The sequence below is a fragment of the Rhodococcus sp. AC861 genome (assembly GCF_979256035.1).
Window position 1 is genome coordinate 623,325 of the sequence record NZ_CEEDMW010000003.1, and the last position, 19,831, is coordinate 643,155.

Consider the following 19,831-nt stretch of genomic DNA (forward strand, 5'->3'; position numbering starts at 1 on the left):
CACGCGCTACTAGGAGGCCCGATGCTCGGACGCCCTAGTTCTGTGAAGTTTGTCTCAGGTCACCATGTCGAGAGTCGCGATACCGTGCCTCGAGGTGCGGTTAACATCACACCATCCGCAGGCGCGAAAGGGACACATGGCCACCTCACACACCGGGACACCGAGCCCCGTCGCTACCGACGACGTCGGCGCCGCTGTTCCCGTGAGCAGCGCCGAGGAAGGTCTGGCCACCTGGCGACGCGGAGTCGCCGGCGTCCTGGCCAAAGCCCGCCGCGTCGACGTCTCCGAGCTGCCCGAGCATCCCGAGACGCTCCTCGACGAGACGACGTACGACGGAGTGACCGTCCGTCCCCTGTACGGCCCGTTGGACGAGACGGCGGAGGAGCCTCTGCCCGGCACCTACCCGTTCACCCGCGGAAGCGACGCCCACCGCGACGTCACCGTCGGATGGCTGGTGGCCGGCCGATTCGGTCATGCGGACACCGACGACCTCAACTCCCAGATACTCGACGGCCTGCAGAACGGCACCAGCGCGTTGTGGCTCACCACGACGGGAATCGGCGTTCAGGGTCTGACCGGTGCGCTCGACGGTGTCCTACTGGACCTCGCGCCGCTGACCCTCGATGCGGGAGCCGACGTCGTCGCGGTCTCGGAGGCACTGTTCGCCCTCCTCGACGAGCGGGGCACGTCCGCGGACGTCCGTCTGGGTGCCTCACCGTTGACCGACACGTTCGCCGGGCTGACCGGAGCGAGCCTGGACGACACCCTGGACCTCGCCCGTCGGGCATCGGCCCGCCCCGAGCGGATCCGCGCCGTCACCCTCGACGGCACCGTGTTCCACGCCGCGGGAGCAGGGGATGCGCAGGAGATCGGGCTGGCCGCAGCGGCCGGCCTCGACTATCTCCGAGCCGCGACTGCCGCCGGCATGTCCGCGGCCGACGCACTCGACCAGATCGAGATCCGGCTCGCCGCGACCGACGAGCAGTTCGAGACCATCGCCAAGTTCCGTGCCGCACGCCGCGTCTGGGCTCGTATCGCCGACGTGCTGGGGGCCCCGGACCACGGCGGTGCGCCCCAGCACGCCGTCACCTCGGCCGCGATGATGACCCAGCGTGACCCCTGGGTGAACATGCTCCGCACGACTCTCGCAGCGTTCGGTGCCGGCGTCGGAGGCGCGGATTCGGTCACGGTCCTCCCGTTCGACGCCGCGGTTCCCGGTGGCGCGGCCGACGTGTCCCGGACGTTCGCCGCCCGCATCGCGCGTAACACCCAACTGCTGCTGCTCGAGGAATCCCATCTCGGGCGGGTCCTCGATCCCGCCGGCGGCTCCTGGTACGTCGAATCCTTGACCGACGCCCTGGCGGACTCCGCGTGGTCGGTGTTGCAAAGCATCGACCGTGCAGGTGGCTACCGCGCCGCGCTCGAGTCCGGCGAGATCGCCCGAACGGTCGAGGAGACCCGTCTCAGCCGTGCATCGGACATCGCGCACCGCCGCACCTCGGTCACCGGAGTCAACGAGTTCCCCAACCTCCAGGAGCCGTCGCCCGCCGCGTCCGGTGACGGAACGGTGGCCGGTCGTCCCGTTCACCGCTACGCCGCCGACTTCGAGGCGCTGCGCGATCGCAGCGATGCGGTGTTACGGGACAAGGGAAGTCGGCCGGTCGTCCTGTTGGCCCCCTTGGGAAGCATCGCCGAGCACAACGGACGTACCACCTTCGCCGCGAACCTGATGGCGTCGGGCGGCATCGAGGCCGTCAACCCGGGCGCCGACGCGGACCTCGCCGCGGTGGCGCGGGAGACAGGGTCGCCGATCGCTATCCTGTGCGGCTCGGACAAGCGATACGCCGCCGAGGGCCCCGCCGCCGTCGCCGCGCTACGGCAGGCCGGCGTCGAGACGGTTCTCGTGGCAGGCGGGAAGTCGGCATTCGCGGACGCGACCGACGAGCAGACCCCGGACCGATACCTCGGTCTCACCATCGACGCCGTCGCGGAGCTCAGTTCGCTCCTCGACACGCTCGCGGGCGACGTCCGCACGGAAGGACGTACCGCATGACCGGCAACCGCACCACCGACCATGACGACGACAGGGGAACTGTCGGCAGTTTCGCGGAAGTGCCGCTGACCGACCCCGAGGCGTCGGACGTCACCGCACCCGGTGCCGACGATGCCCGCGCGCACGTCGAGGCCGCAGCATCGGCCCACGGATACACGCCGGAGCAGGTCGTCTGGTCGACGCCCGAGGGCATCGACGTCCGGCCCATCTTCACCGGTGCCGACCGAGCTGAGGCGGCCGCTGCCGGCTACCCGCTGGACTCCTATCCGGGCACGGCGCCGTTCCTGCGCGGCCCGTACCCGACGATGTACGTGAACCAGCCGTGGACCATCCGTCAGTACGCGGGATTCTCGACGGCATCGGAGTCCAACGCGTTCTACCGTCGCAACCTCGCGGCCGGTCAGAAGGGTCTCTCGGTCGCATTCGACCTGGCGACGCACCGCGGCTACGACAGCGACCACCCCCGCGTGCAGGGCGACGTGGGTATGGCGGGCGTCGCGATCGACTCCATCTACGACATGCGCCAACTGTTCGACGGGATCGACCTGGGGTCGGTGTCGGTGTCGATGACCATGAACGGTGCGGTGCTGCCTATCCTGGCGCTGTACGTCGTGGCGGCGGAGGAGCAGGGCGTCGGACCCGAGAAGCTCGCCGGCACCATCCAGAACGACATCCTCAAAGAGTTCATGGTGCGCAACACCTACATCTACCCACCCGAGCCGTCGATGCGGATCATCTCCGACATCTTCGCCTACAGCTCCACGCACATGCCGAAGTTCAACTCGATCTCCATCTCCGGCTACCACATCCAGGAGGCCGGTGCGACAGCCGATCTCGAGCTGGCCTACACCCTGGCCGACGGTGTGGAGTACATCCGCGCCGGGCTCGCCGCGGGCATGGACATCGACACGTTCGCTCCGCGCCTGTCCTTCTTCTGGGCCATCGGCATGAACTTCTTCATGGAAGTTGCCAAGCTCCGCGCCGGGCGTCTCCTGTGGGCCGAGTTGGTGCAGAAGTTCGACCCGTCGAGTGCCAAATCGCTGTCCCTGCGCACACATTCGCAGACATCAGGGTGGTCGCTGACGGCGCAGGACGTGTTCAACAACGTCTCGCGTACCTGCATCGAGGCCATGGCGGCGACGCAGGGGCACACGCAGTCACTGCACACGAACGCGCTCGACGAGGCGTTGGCTCTGCCGACCGACTTCTCCGCGCGCATCGCCCGTAACACCCAGCTGCTGCTCCAGCAGGAGTCCGGCACGACGCGGCCCATCGACCCGTGGGGCGGCTCGTACTACGTGGAGTGGCTGACACATCAGCTCGCCGATCGCGCCCGCGCGCACATCGCCGAGGTCGAGGAGGCCGGCGGCATGGCCAAGGCCATCGGCGAGGGAATTCCCAAGCTGCGCATCGAGGAAGCGGCGGCACGAACCCAGGCCCGCATCGACTCCGGCCGTCAGCCGCTGGTCGGGGTCAACAAGTACGTTCCCGACGAGCCCGACACCATCGAGGTGCTCAAGGTCGAGAACTCGCGCGTGCGTACCGAGCAGATCGAGAAGCTCGAGCGACTGCGCGAGGAACGTGATCCGGGCCGCGTCGAGGCGGCGCTGTCCGCGCTGACCGCTGCCGCCGCGTCCACCGAGGGCGGAATGGAGAACAACCTGCTCGCCCTCGCCGTCGACGCAGCCCGCGCGATGGCCACGGTGGGGGAGATCTCGGACGCCCTCGAGAAGGTCTACGGCCGTCACCGCGCCGAGATCCGCACCATCAGCGGTGTCTACCGCGACGAGGCTGGGAAGGCTAAGAACATGGTCCACGCCGGTGAGCTCGCCAGTGCCTTCGCCGACGCCGAGGGCCGTCGCCCCCGCATCCTGGTCGCGAAGATGGGGCAGGACGGCCACGACCGCGGCCAGAAGGTGATCGCCACCGCGTTCGCCGACATCGGCTTCGACGTCGACGTCGGCCCGCTGTTCCAGACGCCCGACGAGGTGGCTCACCAGGCCGCGGACAACGACGTGCACGTCATCGGCGTCTCGTCCCTGGCCGCGGGACACCTGACGCTGGTTCCCGCCCTGCGGGAGGCGCTGACGGAAGTCGGTCGCCCGGACATCATGGTCGTCGTCGGCGGTGTCATCCCGCCCGGTGACTTCGAGGCCTTGCGTGAGGCCGGCGCCGCGGCGATCTTCCCGCCCGGCACCGTGATCGCCGACGCCGCCGTGGATCTGATCGAGCAGCTCGCGGTCTCGCTCGGTCACCGCGAGGCAGCGGCGGACGCAGGAGCGAACGCCTGAGCATGGTGACTGCAGCCTCCCGCCGCCCGCCGGTGGACGTGGCCGCGTTGGCGGCGTCCATTCGTGCCGGCGAGCGTGCCGGTCTGGCCCGCGCGATCACCCTGGTGGAATCCACCCGCACCGACCATCGTGATCTGGCGCAGCAACTCCTCCTCGAGGTGCTTCCCGACGCCGGCGGCGCTCACCGCGTCGGCATCACGGGTGTCCCCGGCGTGGGCAAGTCGACGTTCATCGACGCTCTGGGGATGTCGTTGATCGAGCGTGGCCATCGCGTCGCCGTGCTGGCCGTCGACCCGTCGTCGACACGCACCGGTGGTTCGATCCTCGGCGACAAGACCCGGATGGCGCGGCTGACCGTCGCCGAGAACGCGTACATCAGGCCGTCTCCGACGTCGGGGACGCTCGGCGGGGTGGCCAAGGCGACACGCGAGACGATCGTGCTGCTCGAGGCCGCGGGTTACGACGTGGTCCTGGTGGAGACCGTGGGTGTCGGCCAGTCCGAGATCACCGTCGCGGGCATGGTGGACACGTTCTGTTTCCTGACGCTCGCGCGCACCGGAGATCAGCTGCAGGGCATCAAGAAGGGTGTTCTCGAGCTGGCCGACGTGGTGGCGGTGAACAAGGCGGACGGCAAGCATCTGCGGGATGCGAAGAGCGCGGCACGCGAACTCGCGGGGGCGCTGCGCCTGATCTACCCGCACGACGCGCTGTGGAAGACGCCCGTGCTGACCATGAGCGCGATCGAGGAGACGGGGCTCGACGAGTTCTGGGACACGGTCTGCCGACATCGCGACGTGCTCACGGCCGCAGGACAATTCGAGGCTCGTCGACGCGGCCAGCAGGTCCAGTGGGTGTGGACGATGGTGCAGGATCAGCTGATGCGGCGGTTGGCATCGAACGCCTCCGTCACCGCGGTGAAGGCGGATGTCGAGCGGCGCGTCGCCGACGGATCGTTGACCGCAGCTCTGGGCGCGCAGGAGATCCTGACGGCGTTCGACAGCTGAGTCAGCGGGTGGCTGCGAAGGTGCCCACTGTCTCCAGCAGGTGATCGAAGAACGCCTCGGGATCCGTCGCCACGGCGATCGCTGCGTTGGGACGACGGTTCCAGAACCCACGCCGGTCCGCGACAGTCGTTCCGCGGGTGAGGGTTCCGGTCAGTTCCACGTCGACGGTCGCGAGTGCGTACTCCGCCATCTCGGGGTGCAGCGCCACGGCGGCCGCGAACGGATCGTGCATGTGAGCGAGATAGCCCTCACCCTGCGCGTGGTGGAATTCCATGTAGAACCGCACGGCATCCGTCAGATGACGCACGATCGGCACCGATGCCTGCGAGCGCCGGCCGCGATCGTCGATCGACAGGCTCTCCACCGGAACGCTTCCCGAGATCTCGGCCAGCCGGGCGACATGGGCGGGGTGCATCTCGATCCGCTCGGTCAGACCCAACGCGCACACGATGGGCTCGCGACCGGCCGGAACGGACTCGAACGCGTCGAAGACTTCCTTCGCGGATTCCGGGTCCACGGCGACGTTCCACTCGGAGGTCGGGGTGGTGTTGCCGGGATGGTCGAAACTGCCGCCCATGATGACGACGCGCTTCAACAACTTCGGCAGCTCGGGCTCGAGGCGAAGGGCGAGAGCAAGATTGGTCATGGGACCGGTGACCAGGCCGACCAGTTCGCCGGGGTTCTCCCGGGCCAGCTCCACCCAGGCGTGCGCCGCCGACCGTGTCGACACCGCCCTGCTGCTCTGCGGGAGCTCCGCGTACCCCACTCCGAGTGGACCGTGGGTGTCCTCGGTGGTCATCAGCGGCGCCACCAGCGGACCGTCCGCTCCCACCGCGACCTCGACGCCCGAGAGCCCGCACATGTCCAACCACGCCAGGGTATTCCGGGTGACCTGTGCGGTGGGGACGTTGCCGGCGGTGCAACATACCGCGACCACCTCGGCGTCGGCACTGGCCGCCAGGTACACGAGGGCGAGCGAGTCGTCGATACCGGTGTCGACATCGACGATCAGACGCGTCCGAGAAGGCATGGGGTCATTGTGTCAGCGTCGGAAAGCGGGGTTCGTCGCGTCCCCACGGCCGCGCCGGCCACGGATGGTCGGCGTAGTCCGACAATGCCGGGCGGGCGGTGCTCACCCCACCGACGGTGACGACGTGATCGCCCTGCGGCAGTACAGGATCCGGGGGCTCCTCGACGCGGCCGCCCGCATCGAGGAGCCATGCCGCCGTGCGTGCCAGAGACACGGACACCGTGCGTCCGATGCCGCCGTCCTCTCTCGCCGCGAGCGCATCGACGATGCCGGCAGCCAGCAGATGACCGGACGCGTGGTCGAGCGCCTGCACCGGGAGCGCGCCCGGTATGGCACTGTCGCCGCACACGGCGGCAATACCCGACGCAGCCTGGACCAACGAGTCGAATCCTCGCCGCCGCGCCCACGGACCGCGGGAGCCCCAAGCATTCACGGTCCCGATGACGGCGCCGCTGGGCCGATACGACCGCACGTAGTCGTCGATGTAGGAGCCGGTCCGGTAGCCGCACACCACCACGTCGACCGAGGACAGCAGTGCGGCCAGACGGTCGTCGTCGTCCTCGGTCAGCACGTCGAGCAACGTCGAGAACTTGCCGGCCCCGGTATCGAGGTGCTGCGAGACGATTTCCGGGAGCGCGGGGGAGTCGACCCGCAGGACCGATGCGCCCAGCAGTGCCAGGTCCCGCGTCGCCACGGGGCCTGCGATGACCCGCGTGAAGTCCAGGACACGCAGTCCGGCGAGGGGACGTCGTGTGTCGGTGGACGGGTCGATCGGGGACGGTGCACCATCGGGCCTGACGGTCGAGGCGACCAGGGGGCCGGTCCGCGAGAATCTGCCCGCTGGAGTCCCGAACCAATCGGCCTCCGTGCGTACCGCCACCACCAGAGCGCCGGCGTCCGCAGCGCGCTGCTCGAGTTCGAACGCCGGTGCGCGCGCCACCGCGGCAGCCACGCTGTCGCGATCGGACGGATCCGGCAAGCCCAGAACCGACAGCAGGCGTCGACGGTGGTGGTCGTAGTTGGCGTGCGTGCGGACCCACCCGTCGGCCGCGCGGAAGAACCCGGACAACTCGGCGAAGCCGGGAACGGCGCGACCGTCGACACGTAGGAGTCGGTCGCCCGCGAACGATGCCGCCACCCGGTCACCGGAGATCGACCAGGCGCGCGACTCGAGCCCGACGACGCTCCGGTAGCGGTCCACCGCCGTGCACAGCGCGGCTACGGATCCGGTGGCGAGCTCGGCGACGGGCAGGGTCGAGGCGAGCACGCCGCCGGACACCGGAGTGACGGCGATCTCGCCGATCGGTTCGAGACCGAGATCGGCCTGGTACCGACCGACGAGCGACATCGCGGTCACACCTTGCGTGCGGTGATCTCCATGCCTGCCCCGCGCAGTCGGTCCACCAGCGCGTCACCGATTCCCGACGCCGGTGTCAGCACGCCGCCGCCGAGGGACGGCAATGCGTCGCGGTCGAGCGCCAACGCGAGGGCGGACTCGCCGAGCATCATCGCCGTCGCGGCGTATCCGGGGTCGCCCTTGGCCTTGACCCGCGACACGTAGTGCTCGTCGGTGCTGGTCGTGGTGTAGATGTCGATGGTGAAGTGACCCTTCTGGCGGGTCTTCTCGCTCGGGCCGTCACCCGGCTTGGGGAGCACCTTGTCCAGCAGGAACCGAGTGGGCTTGAACGCCATACCGGCCACGAAGGCGCCGAGACCCGCCAGCACCGCACCGGCGATCACCGGCGACGCGGGAGACGAGCCCACGCTCATGACCTCGCTGTAGCGGAAGTTCTTGCCGTACGCGTAGCCGCGGAGCGCATTCGACCGCCGCACCACGCGGGTGTTGTAGGACGCCATGACGAACGGCGCCTTCCAGCCCTTCAGCGACGGGTGGATGTCGGACCCCTTCTTGAGGGGCATGTCGTTCTGACGGCCGAGGTCGGGTTCGATCGACCGGTCCGGGCTCAGCGAGTACGGGCTCGCCGCCATCTTCGCGGCAGCACGGTCCTTCGTGATCTCGTCGATCTGGCCGCGGAGGGAGTCGATGGTGCCGCCGCTGACACCGCCGCTCATCGACGTGACCACCAGCGTGGTGTCGGTCAGATCGCCGGCGCCGTCGCCATTGACCTTCGAGTACAGCGCGTGCACGCCCAGATCGGAGGGCACCGAGTCGAACCCGCAGGAGTGCACGATGCGGGCACCCGTCGTGCGAGCCAGCTCGTGGTTCTCGTCGGCACTGAGGCGGGCGAACAGTACCTCGCCGGTGAGGTCGACGTAGTCGGTTCCGCCGGCCGCGCACACGTGCGCCAAGGTGCGTCCGAACTTCGCGTAGGGGCCCACGGTGGTGATGACGACCTGCGTGCGCGAGGCCATCTCCGTCAGAGCGGCCTCGTCGTCGGCGTCGGCCACGACGAGCTCCCAGTCGGCTGCTCGCGCCGGGAGGCCGGACCTGGTCGACTCCAACTTCTGCCGCGAACGCCCTGCCAGAGCGATCCTGGCGTCGGCGGGAGCGTGGTTCGCGAGGTACTCCGCCGTCAGCGCTCCGACGAATCCTGTTGCGCCGTAGACGACGACGTCGAGTTCGCGATCGTGCGTGCTCGTATGCGATGTGTCGGTCATTCCCCGACCCTACAAGCCGGTCACCAGGACCAGGTGTGCACCGGTTCGCCCTCGTGCATCAGCTCCAGGTAATCGGACAGCATGCCGGCGACGGCCCGTTCCCGACTCTCGCCCGCCCGCTCACGGGCCACGACGGCGTTGCGTTGCCACACGGACCCCGATTGCCGACGCAGACATCTGCCCTCGATGACGCCGAGGTACCGGTCGCGGACCTCGGTGTCCACCCCGTACGACGCCAGTCCCGCCTCCGCCATCGGAAGCAGGCGACGCAGGACGAGTTCCTGCGGGGAGATCCATCCGACCTCGGGCCAGTACAGGCGCGAGTCGAACCCGCTGCGCGCCGCCGAGTGGAGATTCTCCACGGCGGCATCGAACGACATCTGGGTCCACACCGGCCGGTCGGCGTCGACGAGTGCGCGCAGTGCCCCGTAGTACAGGGCGGCATCGGCCATGACGTCGAGCACGGACGGGCCGGCGGGCAGAACACGGTTCTCGAGTCGGATGTGGTGTTCGCCGTTCGAGGTGTCGTAGATCGGCCGGTTCCACCGGTAGACCGTGCCGTTGTGCATCCGCAGCTCCGTCAGGGCCGGGGTGCGACCGGCCGCCAGCTCCGCCATCGGATCCTCGTCGGAGACCACCGGGAGCAGCGCGGGGAAGTAGCGGGAGTTCTCCTCGAACAGGTCGAAGATCGAGGTGATCCACCGTTCACCCATCCAGACACGCGGCCGCACTCCCTGATTGATCAGTTCCGGCGGACGGGTGTCGGTGGCCTGCTCGAACAGAGGGATACGCGTCTCGTGCCATAGCGCTTTGCTACCCAGGAACGGGGAGTTCGCGGCGAGTGCCACCTGGACACCCGCGAGCGCCTGGGCCGCGTTCCAATGGGCCGGGAATTCCGCCGGAGCGACCTGCAGATGGAGCTGGACCGACGTGCACGCCGCCTCGGGAAGAATGGTGTCCGAGAACTCCTTCAACGACTCGACGTCGGTGCCGCCCGGGAGCGGCACACCCGTGATCGAGAGTTCGATGTCCTCGCCGCGTGCCGCGAAGATCTGCTGGTTCAGCAGGTCGTACCGAGGGTTGCTGGAGAGCCACTGGTGAGCGAAGTGCTCGGAGGTCAGGGTCGGCAGCATGCCGATCATGGCCAGAGCGCAGCCCGATTCCTTCGCGCGAGCATCCGCGGTGTTCAGGGATTCGCGCAGCCCCATTTCGAGCTGGTGCATGCGGTCGCCCGCGAGTGGCTCCGGGGCGACGTTTATCTCGATGTTGAACTGACCCAGCTCGGTCTGGAAATCCGGGTCGGCGATGGCTTCGAGGACGGCCGCGTTCGCCATGGCCGGCTGCATGTCCTCGTCGACGAGGTTGAGTTCGATCTCCATGCCCAGCCGGGGTTCGTCGACCTGGAAGCTGTCGTCCGCGAGCATCGATGCCAACGCGTCCAGACACTCCTGCACCTTGTGCCGGAACCGCTGCCGGTCCTGACGGCTGAACGTGCGCTGCTCGACCTCGTCGCCCATTCTCTCATCACACCATGTGACGGATCACCAGGGTGAGGCTGCGTAGTCCTTCAGGAACTTGCCGTGCAGATCCAGACCCAGCTCGCCCTGGACGATCGGGTCGTACACACGCGCGGCGCCGTCCACCAGATCGAGCGGAGCGTGGAACCCTTCGTCGGCCAGACGGATCTTGGTGGGGTGCGGACGCTCGTCGGTGATCCACCCCGTGTCCACCGCGCTCATCGAGATGCCGTCGTCCATCATCTCGTTCGCGCTGGTGCGGGTCAGCATGTTGAGCGCCGCCTTGGCCATGTTCGTGTGCGGGTGGCCGGGACCCTTGTAGCCGCGCCCGAACTGCCCTTCCATTGCCGAGACGTTGACGATGTAGGCCCTGCGGTACGACGACGCAGCCAGCGCGGAACGCAGTCGGGAGACCAGGATGAACGGCGCGACGGAGTTGCACAGCTGCACCTCGAGCAGTTCCACCGGGTCGACCTGATCGACGGTGTGCACCCAACTGTTGGTGGGGGCCTCGTCCGGAACGAGTCCGCCGGCGTCGATCGCCGTACCGGCAGCCATGCGCTGCAGGGAGGACGAACCGGCGACCAGCGCCATGGAGGTCACCTGCGACGGCCCCATGTTCGCCATGACAGCGGTGTCGAGGGCGACGCTCTCTCCGTCGGTCTCACCGAAAGCCCCGACCAGCGCGGCCGGGTGGGCATCGCTCGTGGCGCCGAACGTGCGCACCCCGAGCGCGGCGAGATCGACGCCGTGCTCACCGTCCTCGAGGGCGGTGTAGGAACCGGCGGACCGCTTGACCGTCTGCGCGGCGTTGTTGATCAGGATGTCCAGCGGGCCCTCGGCGGCCACCGCATCGGCGAAGGCCACCACCTGGGCAGGGTCGCGCAGATCGATACCGACCACGGACAGCCGATGCATCCAGTCGTGGCTGTCGTGCATGGACGAGAAGCGGCGGACAGCATCGGCGGGGAAGCGGGTGGTGATAGTGAGGTGGGCGCCGTCGCGCAACAGACGCAGGGCGATGTACATGCCGATCTTGGCGCGACCGCCGGTGAGCACCGCCCGGCGACCGGTGAGATCCGTTCGCGCATCGCGCTTCTGATGGTTCAGGGCTGCGCACGCGGGGCAGAGCTGGTGGTAGAACGCGTCGACGACGGTGTAGCGCTGCTTGCAGATGTAGCAGGGTCGAGCGCGCTGCAACGTGCCCGCGCTGTCGCTGGTGGTGGCCGATGTCAACGCCAGACCTGCGGTCTCGTCGTCGATCCGTTCGGGGGAGCCGGTTGCCGTGGCGGCCACGACGGCGCGGTCCGCCTCGGCCACCCTCGCGCGCGAGTCGAGCCGTCGACGCTTCTTGACGGCCTTGAAGAGGCCGGCGGTGGCTCGCCGCACCGCGACGGAATCGGGGTGGTTCTCGTCGAGAGCGGCGGCGCGGTCGAGAACGCGGATGCAGGCTGCCAACTCGTCGGGGTCGATGCCCGTCATCTCTTCCTCACCCTTCGCAGAAGGACCGTCACATGACAAAGCCCCGACTCCGGGAGGAATCGGGGCTGTCGTTTTCGGTGTCCGAGGGGGGACTTGAACCCCCACGTCCGTTAATAGGACACTAGCACCTCAAGCTAGCGCGTCTGCCATTCCGCCACTCGGACATCACGCGTCACATGGTGCTCGTGACCGCGCCGCACCCATGTTCTCGGTGCGGTCGCTAAATCTAGCCGATGCGCGGCTGTGGACCAAAACCGCACGTCGGAGGCGCGCCGGACGCGCTCGAATGGTAGGAACGAGCTGTGCCTACACACGGAGAACAGTTGCCCGACGCTGCACCGAACGGCGCCACCGTGGCGGTGGAGGAGGTCGTCGACCTCGTCGCCTCGCTCATCCGATTCGACACGTCGAACACCGGTGAGCTCGAGACCACGGTGGGGGAGCGCGAGTGCGCCGAATGGGTGGCCTCGCAGCTCGAGGCCGTCGGGTACGAGACCGAGTACGTCGAATCCGGGGCGCCCGGCCGCGGCAACGTCTTCGCACGGCTGTCGGGCGCGGACAGCTCCCGCGGCGCCCTGCTGGTGCACGGCCACCTCGACGTCGTTCCCGCCGAACCTGCCGACTGGAGCGTTCACCCGTTCTCGGGTGCCGTGGAGGACGGCTACCTGTGGGGCCGCGGCGCCGTCGACATGAAGGACATGGTCGGCATGGCCCTGGCGTTGGCTCGCCAGTTCAAGTCCACCGGCACCGTTCCGCCGCGCGACCTGGTCTTCGCGTTCCTCGCCGACGAGGAAGCGGGCGGCAAGTACGGGTCGCACTGGCTCGTCGAGAACCGCCCGGACCTGTTCGACGGAGTCACCGAAGCAGTGGGCGAGGTCGGCGGGTTCTCCCTGACCGTCGCGACACCGGAGGGCGACGAGCGACGGCTCTACCTCGTCGAGACGGCCGAGAAGGGCCTGGCCTGGATGCGTCTCACGGCGAAGGCCCGCGCCGGACACGGGTCGTTCCTGCACGAGGAGAACGCGGTCACCTACCTCGCGGAAGCCGTTGCGGCACTGGGTAATCATCAGTTCCCCCTCGTCATGACCGACTCGGTGACCGAGTTCCTCGCCGCGGTCAGCTCGGAGACCGGCCTCGAGTTCGATCCCGCGTCGCCGGACATCGACGGCACCCTGGCCAAGCTCGGCAGCATCGCGCGCATCGTCGGTGCCACGCTGCGCGACACCGCCAACCCGACCATGCTCTCGGCCGGATACAAGGCCAACGTCATCCCGCAGACCGCGTCGGCCACCATCGACTGCCGGGTCCTGCCGGGCCGTAAGGCCGAGTTCGAACGCGAGGTCGACGCTCTCATCGGACCCCACGTCGAACGGTCCTGGATCACGGACCTCGAGCCGTACGAGACCACGTTCGACGGTCATCTGGTCGACGCGATGAACGACGCGATCCTGGCGTTCGACGAGAACGGCCGCACCGTCCCGTACATGCTCTCGGGAGGAACCGATGCGAAGGCCTTCGCGAAACTGGGCATCCGGTGCTTCGGATTCGCGCCCCTCAAACTGCCCCCGGAACTCGACTTCGCGGCGCTGTTCCACGGCGTCGACGAACGGGTACCCGTCGAGTCGTTGATCTTCGGGACGAAGGTCTTCGAACACTTCCTGATGCACAGCTGACCAGCAGCCTGCTCCACCGATCCCGAAAAGGACCCTTCATGCCGCACGATCCGTATGCCGATCTCCCCACTCTGCCCTCGTTCGACCTGACGTCCGACAGTTTCACCGACGGTCAGCCGCTGCACGACGACCAGGCCAGCGGGATCATGGGCGCCGGCGGTCACGACAACTCCCCGCATCTGTCGTGGTCGGGCTTCCCGGAGGAGACCAAGAGCTTCGTCGTCACCGTCTACGATCCCGACGCGCCGACGGCCTCCGGCTTCTGGCATTGGGCCGTCGCGAACATCCCGGTGACCACGACCACCCTGGTCGCCGGTGCCGGGGACGACGATTCGACGGGACTGCCGAACCTGGCGATCACCTTGAAGAACGACGCCGGTCAGGCTCGCTACATCGGTGCAGCACCCCCGCAGGGCCACGGGCCGCACCGCTACTTCGTGGCCGTGCACGCGGTCGACGTGGAGAAGCTCGAGATCGACGAGACGGCGTCGCCGGCATACCTCGGCTTCAACCTCTTTTCGCACGCCATCGCGCGCGCCGTGATCGTCGGAACCTACGAGCAGTAGGTCCTCACGCGGGCCGCCGGTCGTTCGCGCCGCTGCCGACAGCGTCGGCAACGGATGCGAACCCGGCGGCCCGTGCTCGCCGGGCGAGACCCACGGCGATGCGGCGGGCCCAGAACGGCCCTCCGTAGACGAATCCGGTGTACCCCTGCACCAGGGTGGCCCCGGCGAGGATGCGTTCCCAGGCGTCGTCTGCGGTCTCGATCCCGCCGACGGAGATCAGCGTCATGTTGTCGCCGACTCGTGTGCGGAGTCGACGCAGTACCGCGAGCGACCGGTCCGCGACATACGGGCCGGACACCCCGCCGGGGCCCAGGTCTGCCGCACCGGGTGTCGACAACCCCTCGCGGCCGATGGTCGTGTTGGTCGCGACGATGCCGGCCGATCCCAGTTCGAGCGCGAGATCGGCGACAGCGTCGACGTCCTCGTCGGACAGGTCCGGCGCGATCTTGACCAGAACCGGGACGGACACGGCACCGGCCACGGCGGCGAGAAGAGGACGCAGTGACTCGACCGCCTGGAGGTCGCGGAGGCCGGGCGTGTTCGGTGAACTGACGTTCACGACGACGAAGTCGGACAACGGTCCCAGCAACCGTGCACTGGTGGTGTAGTCGACAGCGGCATCGGCCGCGGCCACGATCTTCGTCTTGCCGATGTTGGCCCCGATCGGGATGTCGCCCCGCCGGCGGCGGAGCCTGTCCGCGACGGCATGTGCGCCTGGGTTGTTGAACCCCATGCGGTTGAGCAGACCGCGATCGTCCGGCAGGCGGAACAGTCGCGGCTGCGGATTGCCCGGTTGGGCCTGCGCGGTGACGGTGCCGACCTCGGCGAACCCGAAGCCGAGCGGACCCCACGCGTCGACACCGTGACCGTTCTTGTCGAATCCGGCGGCCAGCCCGACGGGTGTCGGGAAGGTGACACCGAGGGCGGTCGTCACCAGGGCCGGATCGCGCACCGCGAGTACTCGTGCCACCAGAGCGCGCAGGGGAGCGAACCGCGTCACCCACACCATCGCCGCGAAGGCGAGATGGTGGATGCGCTCGGGAGGCAGCAGGAACATCGTGCGCAACAACAGCCGGTAGGGGCTCACAACCGGGTCACCTTTTCATCTCGAGGTCACATTCCCGGTTCCGGGATGTGCTGAGTCGTCTTGCGTCGCTTGAGAAGTACTCGTCGACTTCCATCGGTGTAGAGACGGACGCGGGAGAGTTCCCAGCCGCCGAATTCGGCCGAGATCGCCAATCGCATCGACGCCGTGACGCGCGTGACGTCCGGGGGAAGTTTGATGGGGACGTACTCCCAGTCGTCGGACTGGGTCTCCCAGCCCACGGGCAGCGCCCGGTTGTGTCGGTTCACCTGTCCCACTCTCATCAGGGTTACGTGCGAGTCGGAATCACCTGGACTCCGGCACCAGTGTTCGAGCCTACGAAAAGATCGCCGCTCTGCGAATCGACGGCGAGCGAATCGGGCTGGCGCACCGTAGGGAACCGTGCCGACTCGACGGGCATTCCTGACGAGATGTCGAAGCCGATCACCTCGTTCAGCGCCGTCGCGGTGATCCAGACGGTGCCGTCGTCGCTGCACGCGACGGCGAACGGCGATCCCGGTACGGGAAAGCGCTGGCGCATGATCAGGTCGTCCCCGGTGAAGATCAGCAGTTCGTCGTCGGTGGTGTCGGCGACGACGATCGCGCCGTTCGCGCAGCCCGTCATCCTGGTCGCACCGTCACCGGCTCGCAGTGCCTCGCCGAGTCGCTCCGCGTCGACGTCGACGGCCGTCACCGACGTCTGGCGGGTGTCCAGCGACACCAGTTCGTCCCCGGCGCGCACCAGGGCGTCCACCGATGCCTGACCGGGGACGGTCGAGTCCACCGATCCGTCGGCGGAGAGGATGACCACGGTGCCCGTGGGTGTTCCGACGGCATAACCGTCGTCCCACACGATGGCCGACGCCGCCCCGCCGTCGACCGGAACGTCCGTGCTCTCGCCGGACTCGACGTCCACCCGGACGATCCCGTCCGGTGTGGTGACGAGTACCTCGCCGTCCCGACCGGGCGAGACCGATGTGCCCGCCGCGGACAGGCGCACGACGCGGGGCGAGCCGTCGCCGGCCGCATCGGCCAGTGTCAGCGTCGTGCCGTCGTCGGTGAGGACGGCGACGGTGCGCGTGGACGGCTCGACGGTGAGAGCATCGACCGTGCCCGCAGGGCCGAATCGGGGATCGGCGACCACGCCGGCCGGGGTCACCACCGCGTCCGGAGACACGGCAGCGGTCTCGGGCTCACGCGTGTTCAGTTGTTCCGGATCGTCGTTCGACGAACACCCGACTGTGACCGTCGTCACTACCGCAAGGGTGACGGCGAGGAAACGGGTACGGCTGACGCGACGGGGGCGCGCGAGGGGCATGGTTCTCCGATCGTCGGCGCGGGGGTCGGCTGCGCCGGTTCCTATCCGATCACCCGACCGGGGTGGGGGAATCACGGGGGATGGCGGGGGATACCGCGATCACAGTTCAGTACCGTCCGAGAGGACCATGACGCAGGTGTCAGGAGCATCGATCGTGATGAACGACTCACAGGGGGACTTCACCGTGGACGACGTGTCCCCGGGTGCCCATGCCCACGGTTTCGGAACCACGGCGGACGGCCGGAACTTCGCGTTCCGCGTGCGCGGCAAGACGCTCCACCTGGAGGTGTACCGGGCCGACATGGTCGACGCCGTACCCAGTTCGACCGACCTCGAGGCGGTCGCCGAGACGGACGTCACCGACGTCGATCTCTGCGACGAACGGTCCATCGTCGCGGCCGTGCGCGATCTGGCGCCGACGGCCCGACCTGTCGATCCGACCCATTCCCCGGACACGACACTCATCCGGTCGCTGTGGGGACGGCTCGGCGGGTCCTGATCAGGAGCTGACGTCGTCGAGCGCCGAGGTGATCGCCGTCGGCAGTTCGACGTCCTCGGCCGCGAGCACGCCCGTGAGCTGACCGATGTTGCGCGTTCCGACGACGGTCGAGGAGATGCCGGGACGGTCACGCGCCCAGGCCACCGCGACGGCCAGCGGGGACGTCCCGAGCCCGTCGGCGGCAGTGATGACGGCCTCGACGACCTTCGCGGCGTCGTCACCCAGGAAGGGCATCAACGAGCGCACCCGCTGATCGTCGGCACCTCGCGAATCGGCCGGAACGCCGTCCCGGTACTTGCCGGTGAGCACTCCGCCCGCCAGCGCCGCCACCGCGATCACGCCGACACCGTGGTGTTCGGCAGCCGGAAGCAGGTCGTCCTCGATGCCGCGGGCCATCAGCGAGTACTCCGCCTGCGCGGCGACGATCGGCGTCTGCGCTGCAGCTGTCGCCACCTGCCACGCGGTGAAGCCCCGCACACCCGCGTAGCGCACCCGACCCGAGGTCACCGCGTAGTCCACGGTGGCCGTGACCTCCTCGAGCGGCGTCTGCGGATCCCACGCGCCGACACTCCACAGGTCGAGGTGGTCCGTCCCGAGGTCACGCAGCGTGTGATCCAGTTCGCGCAGGAGAGCTCGGCGGGAGCAGTCGACGGTCCAGCGCCCGGTCTCGTCCGGGCGGGACACCCCCGCGTCGACACTGAGGACGAGGTTGTCGCGGGGAACGACGTCGTCGAGCAGTTCGGAGAGAACGCGCAGGGCGCGGCCGTCGCCGTAGGCCGCCGACGTGTCGACGAGACTTCCGCCCGCCTCGGCGAACGCCGTCAGCTGAGCGGCCGCGTCGTCACCGTCCACGCCGCGACCCCACTCGCCGGTCCCGAGCCCGAGCCGTGACACGCGCAACCCACTGGTCCCGACCGTTCTGTGCTTCATGAGGGCAACGCATCCGTTTCGCCGTTTTTCGGTCGTGTCATGTCCTGCCGACACGATGGTCGAGGCACGACCCTAGTACGGTCGTCCCTCGTGACTGCGACAGGAAACCATGTGCGACATGGCATCGCCCGGCTCGACTCCTCGCTCCGGGCCGGTGCACGATGATCGCCGAGTCCATGTCCTGGGTCCAGGCACTGGTCCTGGGTGCCGTGCAGGGACTGACCGAATTCCTGCCCGTGTCGTCGTCCGCGCATCTGCGCATCGTGTCCGAGGTGTTCTTCGGTGACGACGCCGGCGCGTCGTTCACGGCCGTGACGCAGCTGGGCACCGAAGCCGCCGTGCTCCTCTACTTCGCGCGCGACATCGGTCGGATCATCGCGGCGTGGTTCCGCGGTATCGCGGACAAGACGCAGCGGGACACCCTCGACTACCGGATGGGGTGGTACGTGATCTTCGCGACCATCCCGATCGGCGTCCTCGGGTTCCTGTTCAAGGACGCCATCCGCACCGGCGCCCGCAATCTGTGGATCACGGCGACGCTGCTCATCGTGTTCGCCGTGGTCATCGCGATCGCGGAGAAGGTCGGTCGCCAGGCCCGACCGATCGAGAAGCTCACCACCCGTGACGGCCTGGTCATGGGCGCCGCGCAGTGCCTCGCCCTGATCCCCGGTGTCTCTCGCTCGGGCGCCACCACCAGCGCGGGACTGTTCATGGGACTCACCCGCGCCGCGGCCGTCCGCTTCTCCTTCCTGCTGGCCATTCCCGCCGTGACGGCCTCCGGCCTCTTCTCGCTTCCCGACGCGTTCGAACCGGCCGGAGAAGGACTGCAGGCATCGGGAGCCCAGTTGATCGTCGCCACTCTGGTGGCCTTCGCGTTGGGCTACGCCTCTATCGCGTGGCTGCTGCGGTTCGTCGAGAACCATTCGCTCTACTGGTTCGTCGGATACCGCATCGCGGTCGGCGCAGCGGTTCTCGGCCTCCTGGCGACGGGCGTCGTCGCAGCCAACTGACACTAGGCTGGACTCATGACCGTCATCCTCCTGCGCCACGGACGTTCCACGTCCAACACGGCCGGCACCCTCGCCGGCCGATCGGAGGGCGTCGAGCTGGACGATCTCGGTCGGCAGCAAGCCGACCGCGTCGTCACGCGGTTGGAGGGCCTGACCATCGGCGCGATCGTGCGATCGCCGCTGCTGCGGTGCGAGCAGACGGTGGCTCCGCTGGCCGCAGCCCTCGGCCTCGAGCCCGTGGTCGAGGACCGCCTGCTCGAGGTCGACTACGGCGACTGGACCGGCAAGCCCATCAAGGACCTGCTCGGTGAGCCGCTGTGGAAGGTCGTCCAGCAGCACCCGTCGGCCGCGGTGTTCCCGTCGGGCGAAGGGCTGGCCGACGTCCAGACCCGTGCCGTCCGCGCGATCCGTGACCACGACGCGCGACTCGCCGCCGAGAACGGAGCGGACGTCGTCTGGGTGGCGTGCTCGCACGGCGACGTCATCAAGTCGATCCTCGCCGATGCGCTCGGCTCGCACCTCGACCAGTTCCAACGCATCGTGGTCGATCCCGCGTCGATCAGTATCGTTCGGTACACCGAGACCAGGCCGTTCGTGCACCGGGTCGGCGACCTGGGCGGGGATCTGTCGCAATTCGTGCCGAAGCCGCCGTCCGACGACGACAAGACCGACGCGGACAAAACCGAGGCCTCGGAATCGGATGCCGTGCCCGGTGGTTCCACCGGTAGGTAGACAGCACGCGGATAATGGACTCA

17 protein-coding genes and 1 tRNA gene are annotated in these 19,831 nt (G+C 68.6%); 8 read left to right on the forward strand and 10 right to left on the reverse strand.

Features of this window, described 5'->3' with window-relative positions:
• Positions 1-136 precede the first annotated feature (136 nt).
• The 3 genes from AC0IX4_RS12490 to meaB are packed head-to-tail and all read left to right on the forward strand — an operon-like array spanning position 137 to position 5,348.
• A complete protein-coding gene (locus AC0IX4_RS12490) occupies positions 137-2,053 on the forward strand; it encodes a methylmalonyl-CoA mutase family protein (protein ID WP_471829146.1) in 1,917 nt (638 codons plus the stop codon).
• Positions 2,050-4,344 carry a methylmalonyl-CoA mutase gene (gene scpA, locus AC0IX4_RS12495; protein ID WP_471829148.1) on the forward strand — a complete coding sequence of 765 codons (2,295 nt, stop codon included), beginning with the start codon at positions 2,050-2,052 and terminating at the stop codon, positions 4,342-4,344. The genes AC0IX4_RS12490 and scpA overlap by 4 nt, the downstream gene beginning before the upstream one ends.
• A gap of 2 nt (positions 4,345-4,346) precedes the next feature.
• Positions 4,347-5,348 (forward strand): methylmalonyl Co-A mutase-associated GTPase MeaB, encoded by a 1,002-nt coding sequence (gene meaB, locus AC0IX4_RS12500; protein WP_471829150.1) that lies wholly within the window; start codon positions 4,347-4,349, stop codon positions 5,346-5,348.
• Position 5,349: 1 nt separating this feature from the next.
• Here meaB and AC0IX4_RS12505 read toward each other — a convergent pair whose 3' ends face one another.
• From AC0IX4_RS12505 to AC0IX4_RS12530, 6 genes are all read right to left on the reverse strand, one after another.
• On the reverse strand, positions 5,350-6,378 hold the full coding sequence (locus tag AC0IX4_RS12505; RefSeq protein WP_471829152.1) for a nucleoside hydrolase: 1,029 nt from the start codon (positions 6,376-6,378) through the stop codon (positions 5,350-5,352).
• A gap of 4 nt (positions 6,379-6,382) precedes the next feature.
• Positions 6,383-7,726: a CoA transferase gene (locus AC0IX4_RS12510; protein ID WP_042572522.1), complete on the reverse strand. Its 1,344-nt coding sequence runs from the start codon at positions 7,724-7,726 to the stop codon at positions 6,383-6,385.
• A gap of 5 nt (positions 7,727-7,731) precedes the next feature.
• The gene (locus AC0IX4_RS12515) at positions 7,732-8,997 is read right to left on the reverse strand and encodes a saccharopine dehydrogenase family protein (protein WP_042572502.1); all 1,266 of its coding nucleotides are present in this window, start codon (positions 8,995-8,997) and stop codon (positions 7,732-7,734) included.
• 20 nt (positions 8,998-9,017) lie between these two features.
• The gene (locus AC0IX4_RS12520) at positions 9,018-10,514 is read right to left on the reverse strand and encodes a glutamate-cysteine ligase family protein (protein WP_056074798.1); all 1,497 of its coding nucleotides are present in this window, start codon (positions 10,512-10,514) and stop codon (positions 9,018-9,020) included.
• Positions 10,515-10,538: 24 nt separating this feature from the next.
• Positions 10,539-11,996: an SDR family NAD(P)-dependent oxidoreductase gene (locus AC0IX4_RS12525; protein ID WP_042572500.1), complete on the reverse strand. Its 1,458-nt coding sequence runs from the start codon at positions 11,994-11,996 to the stop codon at positions 10,539-10,541.
• Between the two features lie 78 nt (positions 11,997-12,074).
• Positions 12,075-12,160 (reverse strand) — tRNA-Leu (locus AC0IX4_RS12530).
• Between the two features lie 195 nt (positions 12,161-12,355).
• Between AC0IX4_RS12530 and AC0IX4_RS12535 the strand changes: the two genes are divergently transcribed.
• Both AC0IX4_RS12535 and AC0IX4_RS12540 read left to right on the forward strand, forming a co-directional pair.
• Complete coding sequence (locus AC0IX4_RS12535) at positions 12,356-13,669, forward strand: M20/M25/M40 family metallo-hydrolase (RefSeq protein ID WP_042572521.1); 1,314 nt, start codon at positions 12,356-12,358, stop codon at positions 13,667-13,669.
• A 38-nt stretch (positions 13,670-13,707) separates the two neighbouring features.
• Entirely contained in the window at positions 13,708-14,235 is a 528-nt protein-coding gene (locus tag AC0IX4_RS12540; RefSeq protein ID WP_042572499.1) for a YbhB/YbcL family Raf kinase inhibitor-like protein, read from the forward strand.
• Between the two features lie 4 nt (positions 14,236-14,239).
• Here AC0IX4_RS12540 and AC0IX4_RS12545 read toward each other — a convergent pair whose 3' ends face one another.
• Genes AC0IX4_RS12545 through AC0IX4_RS12555 form a run of 3 tightly spaced genes read right to left on the reverse strand, consistent with a single transcriptional unit; the run spans position 14,240 to position 16,574 of the window.
• Positions 14,240-15,322 carry a quinone-dependent dihydroorotate dehydrogenase gene (locus tag AC0IX4_RS12545; protein ID WP_471829155.1) on the reverse strand — a complete coding sequence of 361 codons (1,083 nt, stop codon included), beginning with the start codon at positions 15,320-15,322 and terminating at the stop codon, positions 14,240-14,242.
• A 26-nt stretch (positions 15,323-15,348) separates the two neighbouring features.
• A complete protein-coding gene (locus tag AC0IX4_RS12550; protein WP_156148720.1) occupies positions 15,349-15,588 on the reverse strand; it encodes a DUF5703 family protein in 240 nt (79 codons plus the stop codon).
• A gap of 20 nt (positions 15,589-15,608) precedes the next feature.
• On the reverse strand, positions 15,609-16,574 hold the full coding sequence (locus AC0IX4_RS12555) for a YncE family protein (RefSeq protein ID WP_471829156.1): 966 nt from the start codon (positions 16,572-16,574) through the stop codon (positions 15,609-15,611).
• Positions 16,575-16,794: 220 nt separating this feature from the next.
• On the opposite strand from AC0IX4_RS12555, the gene AC0IX4_RS12560 reads away from it, so the two are divergent.
• Entirely contained in the window at positions 16,795-17,136 is a 342-nt protein-coding gene (locus AC0IX4_RS12560; protein WP_042572519.1) for a hypothetical protein, read from the forward strand.
• Here the strand turns inward: AC0IX4_RS12560 and AC0IX4_RS12565 are convergent, their stop codons facing one another.
• Entirely contained in the window at positions 17,137-18,066 is a 930-nt protein-coding gene (locus AC0IX4_RS12565; protein WP_471829158.1) for an aldo/keto reductase, read from the reverse strand. It abuts the gene before it with no gap.
• Between the two features lie 164 nt (positions 18,067-18,230).
• Here AC0IX4_RS12565 and AC0IX4_RS12570 point away from each other — a divergent pair, with 164 nt between their 5' ends.
• Positions 18,231-19,076, forward strand: coding sequence for an undecaprenyl-diphosphate phosphatase (locus AC0IX4_RS12570; RefSeq protein WP_197074641.1), 846 nt, complete (start codon positions 18,231-18,233; stop codon positions 19,074-19,076).
• Positions 19,077-19,091: 15 nt separating this feature from the next.
• On the forward strand, positions 19,092-19,808 hold the full coding sequence (locus AC0IX4_RS12575) for a histidine phosphatase family protein (protein WP_042572495.1): 717 nt from the start codon (positions 19,092-19,094) through the stop codon (positions 19,806-19,808).
• Positions 19,809-19,831 lie beyond the last annotated feature (23 nt).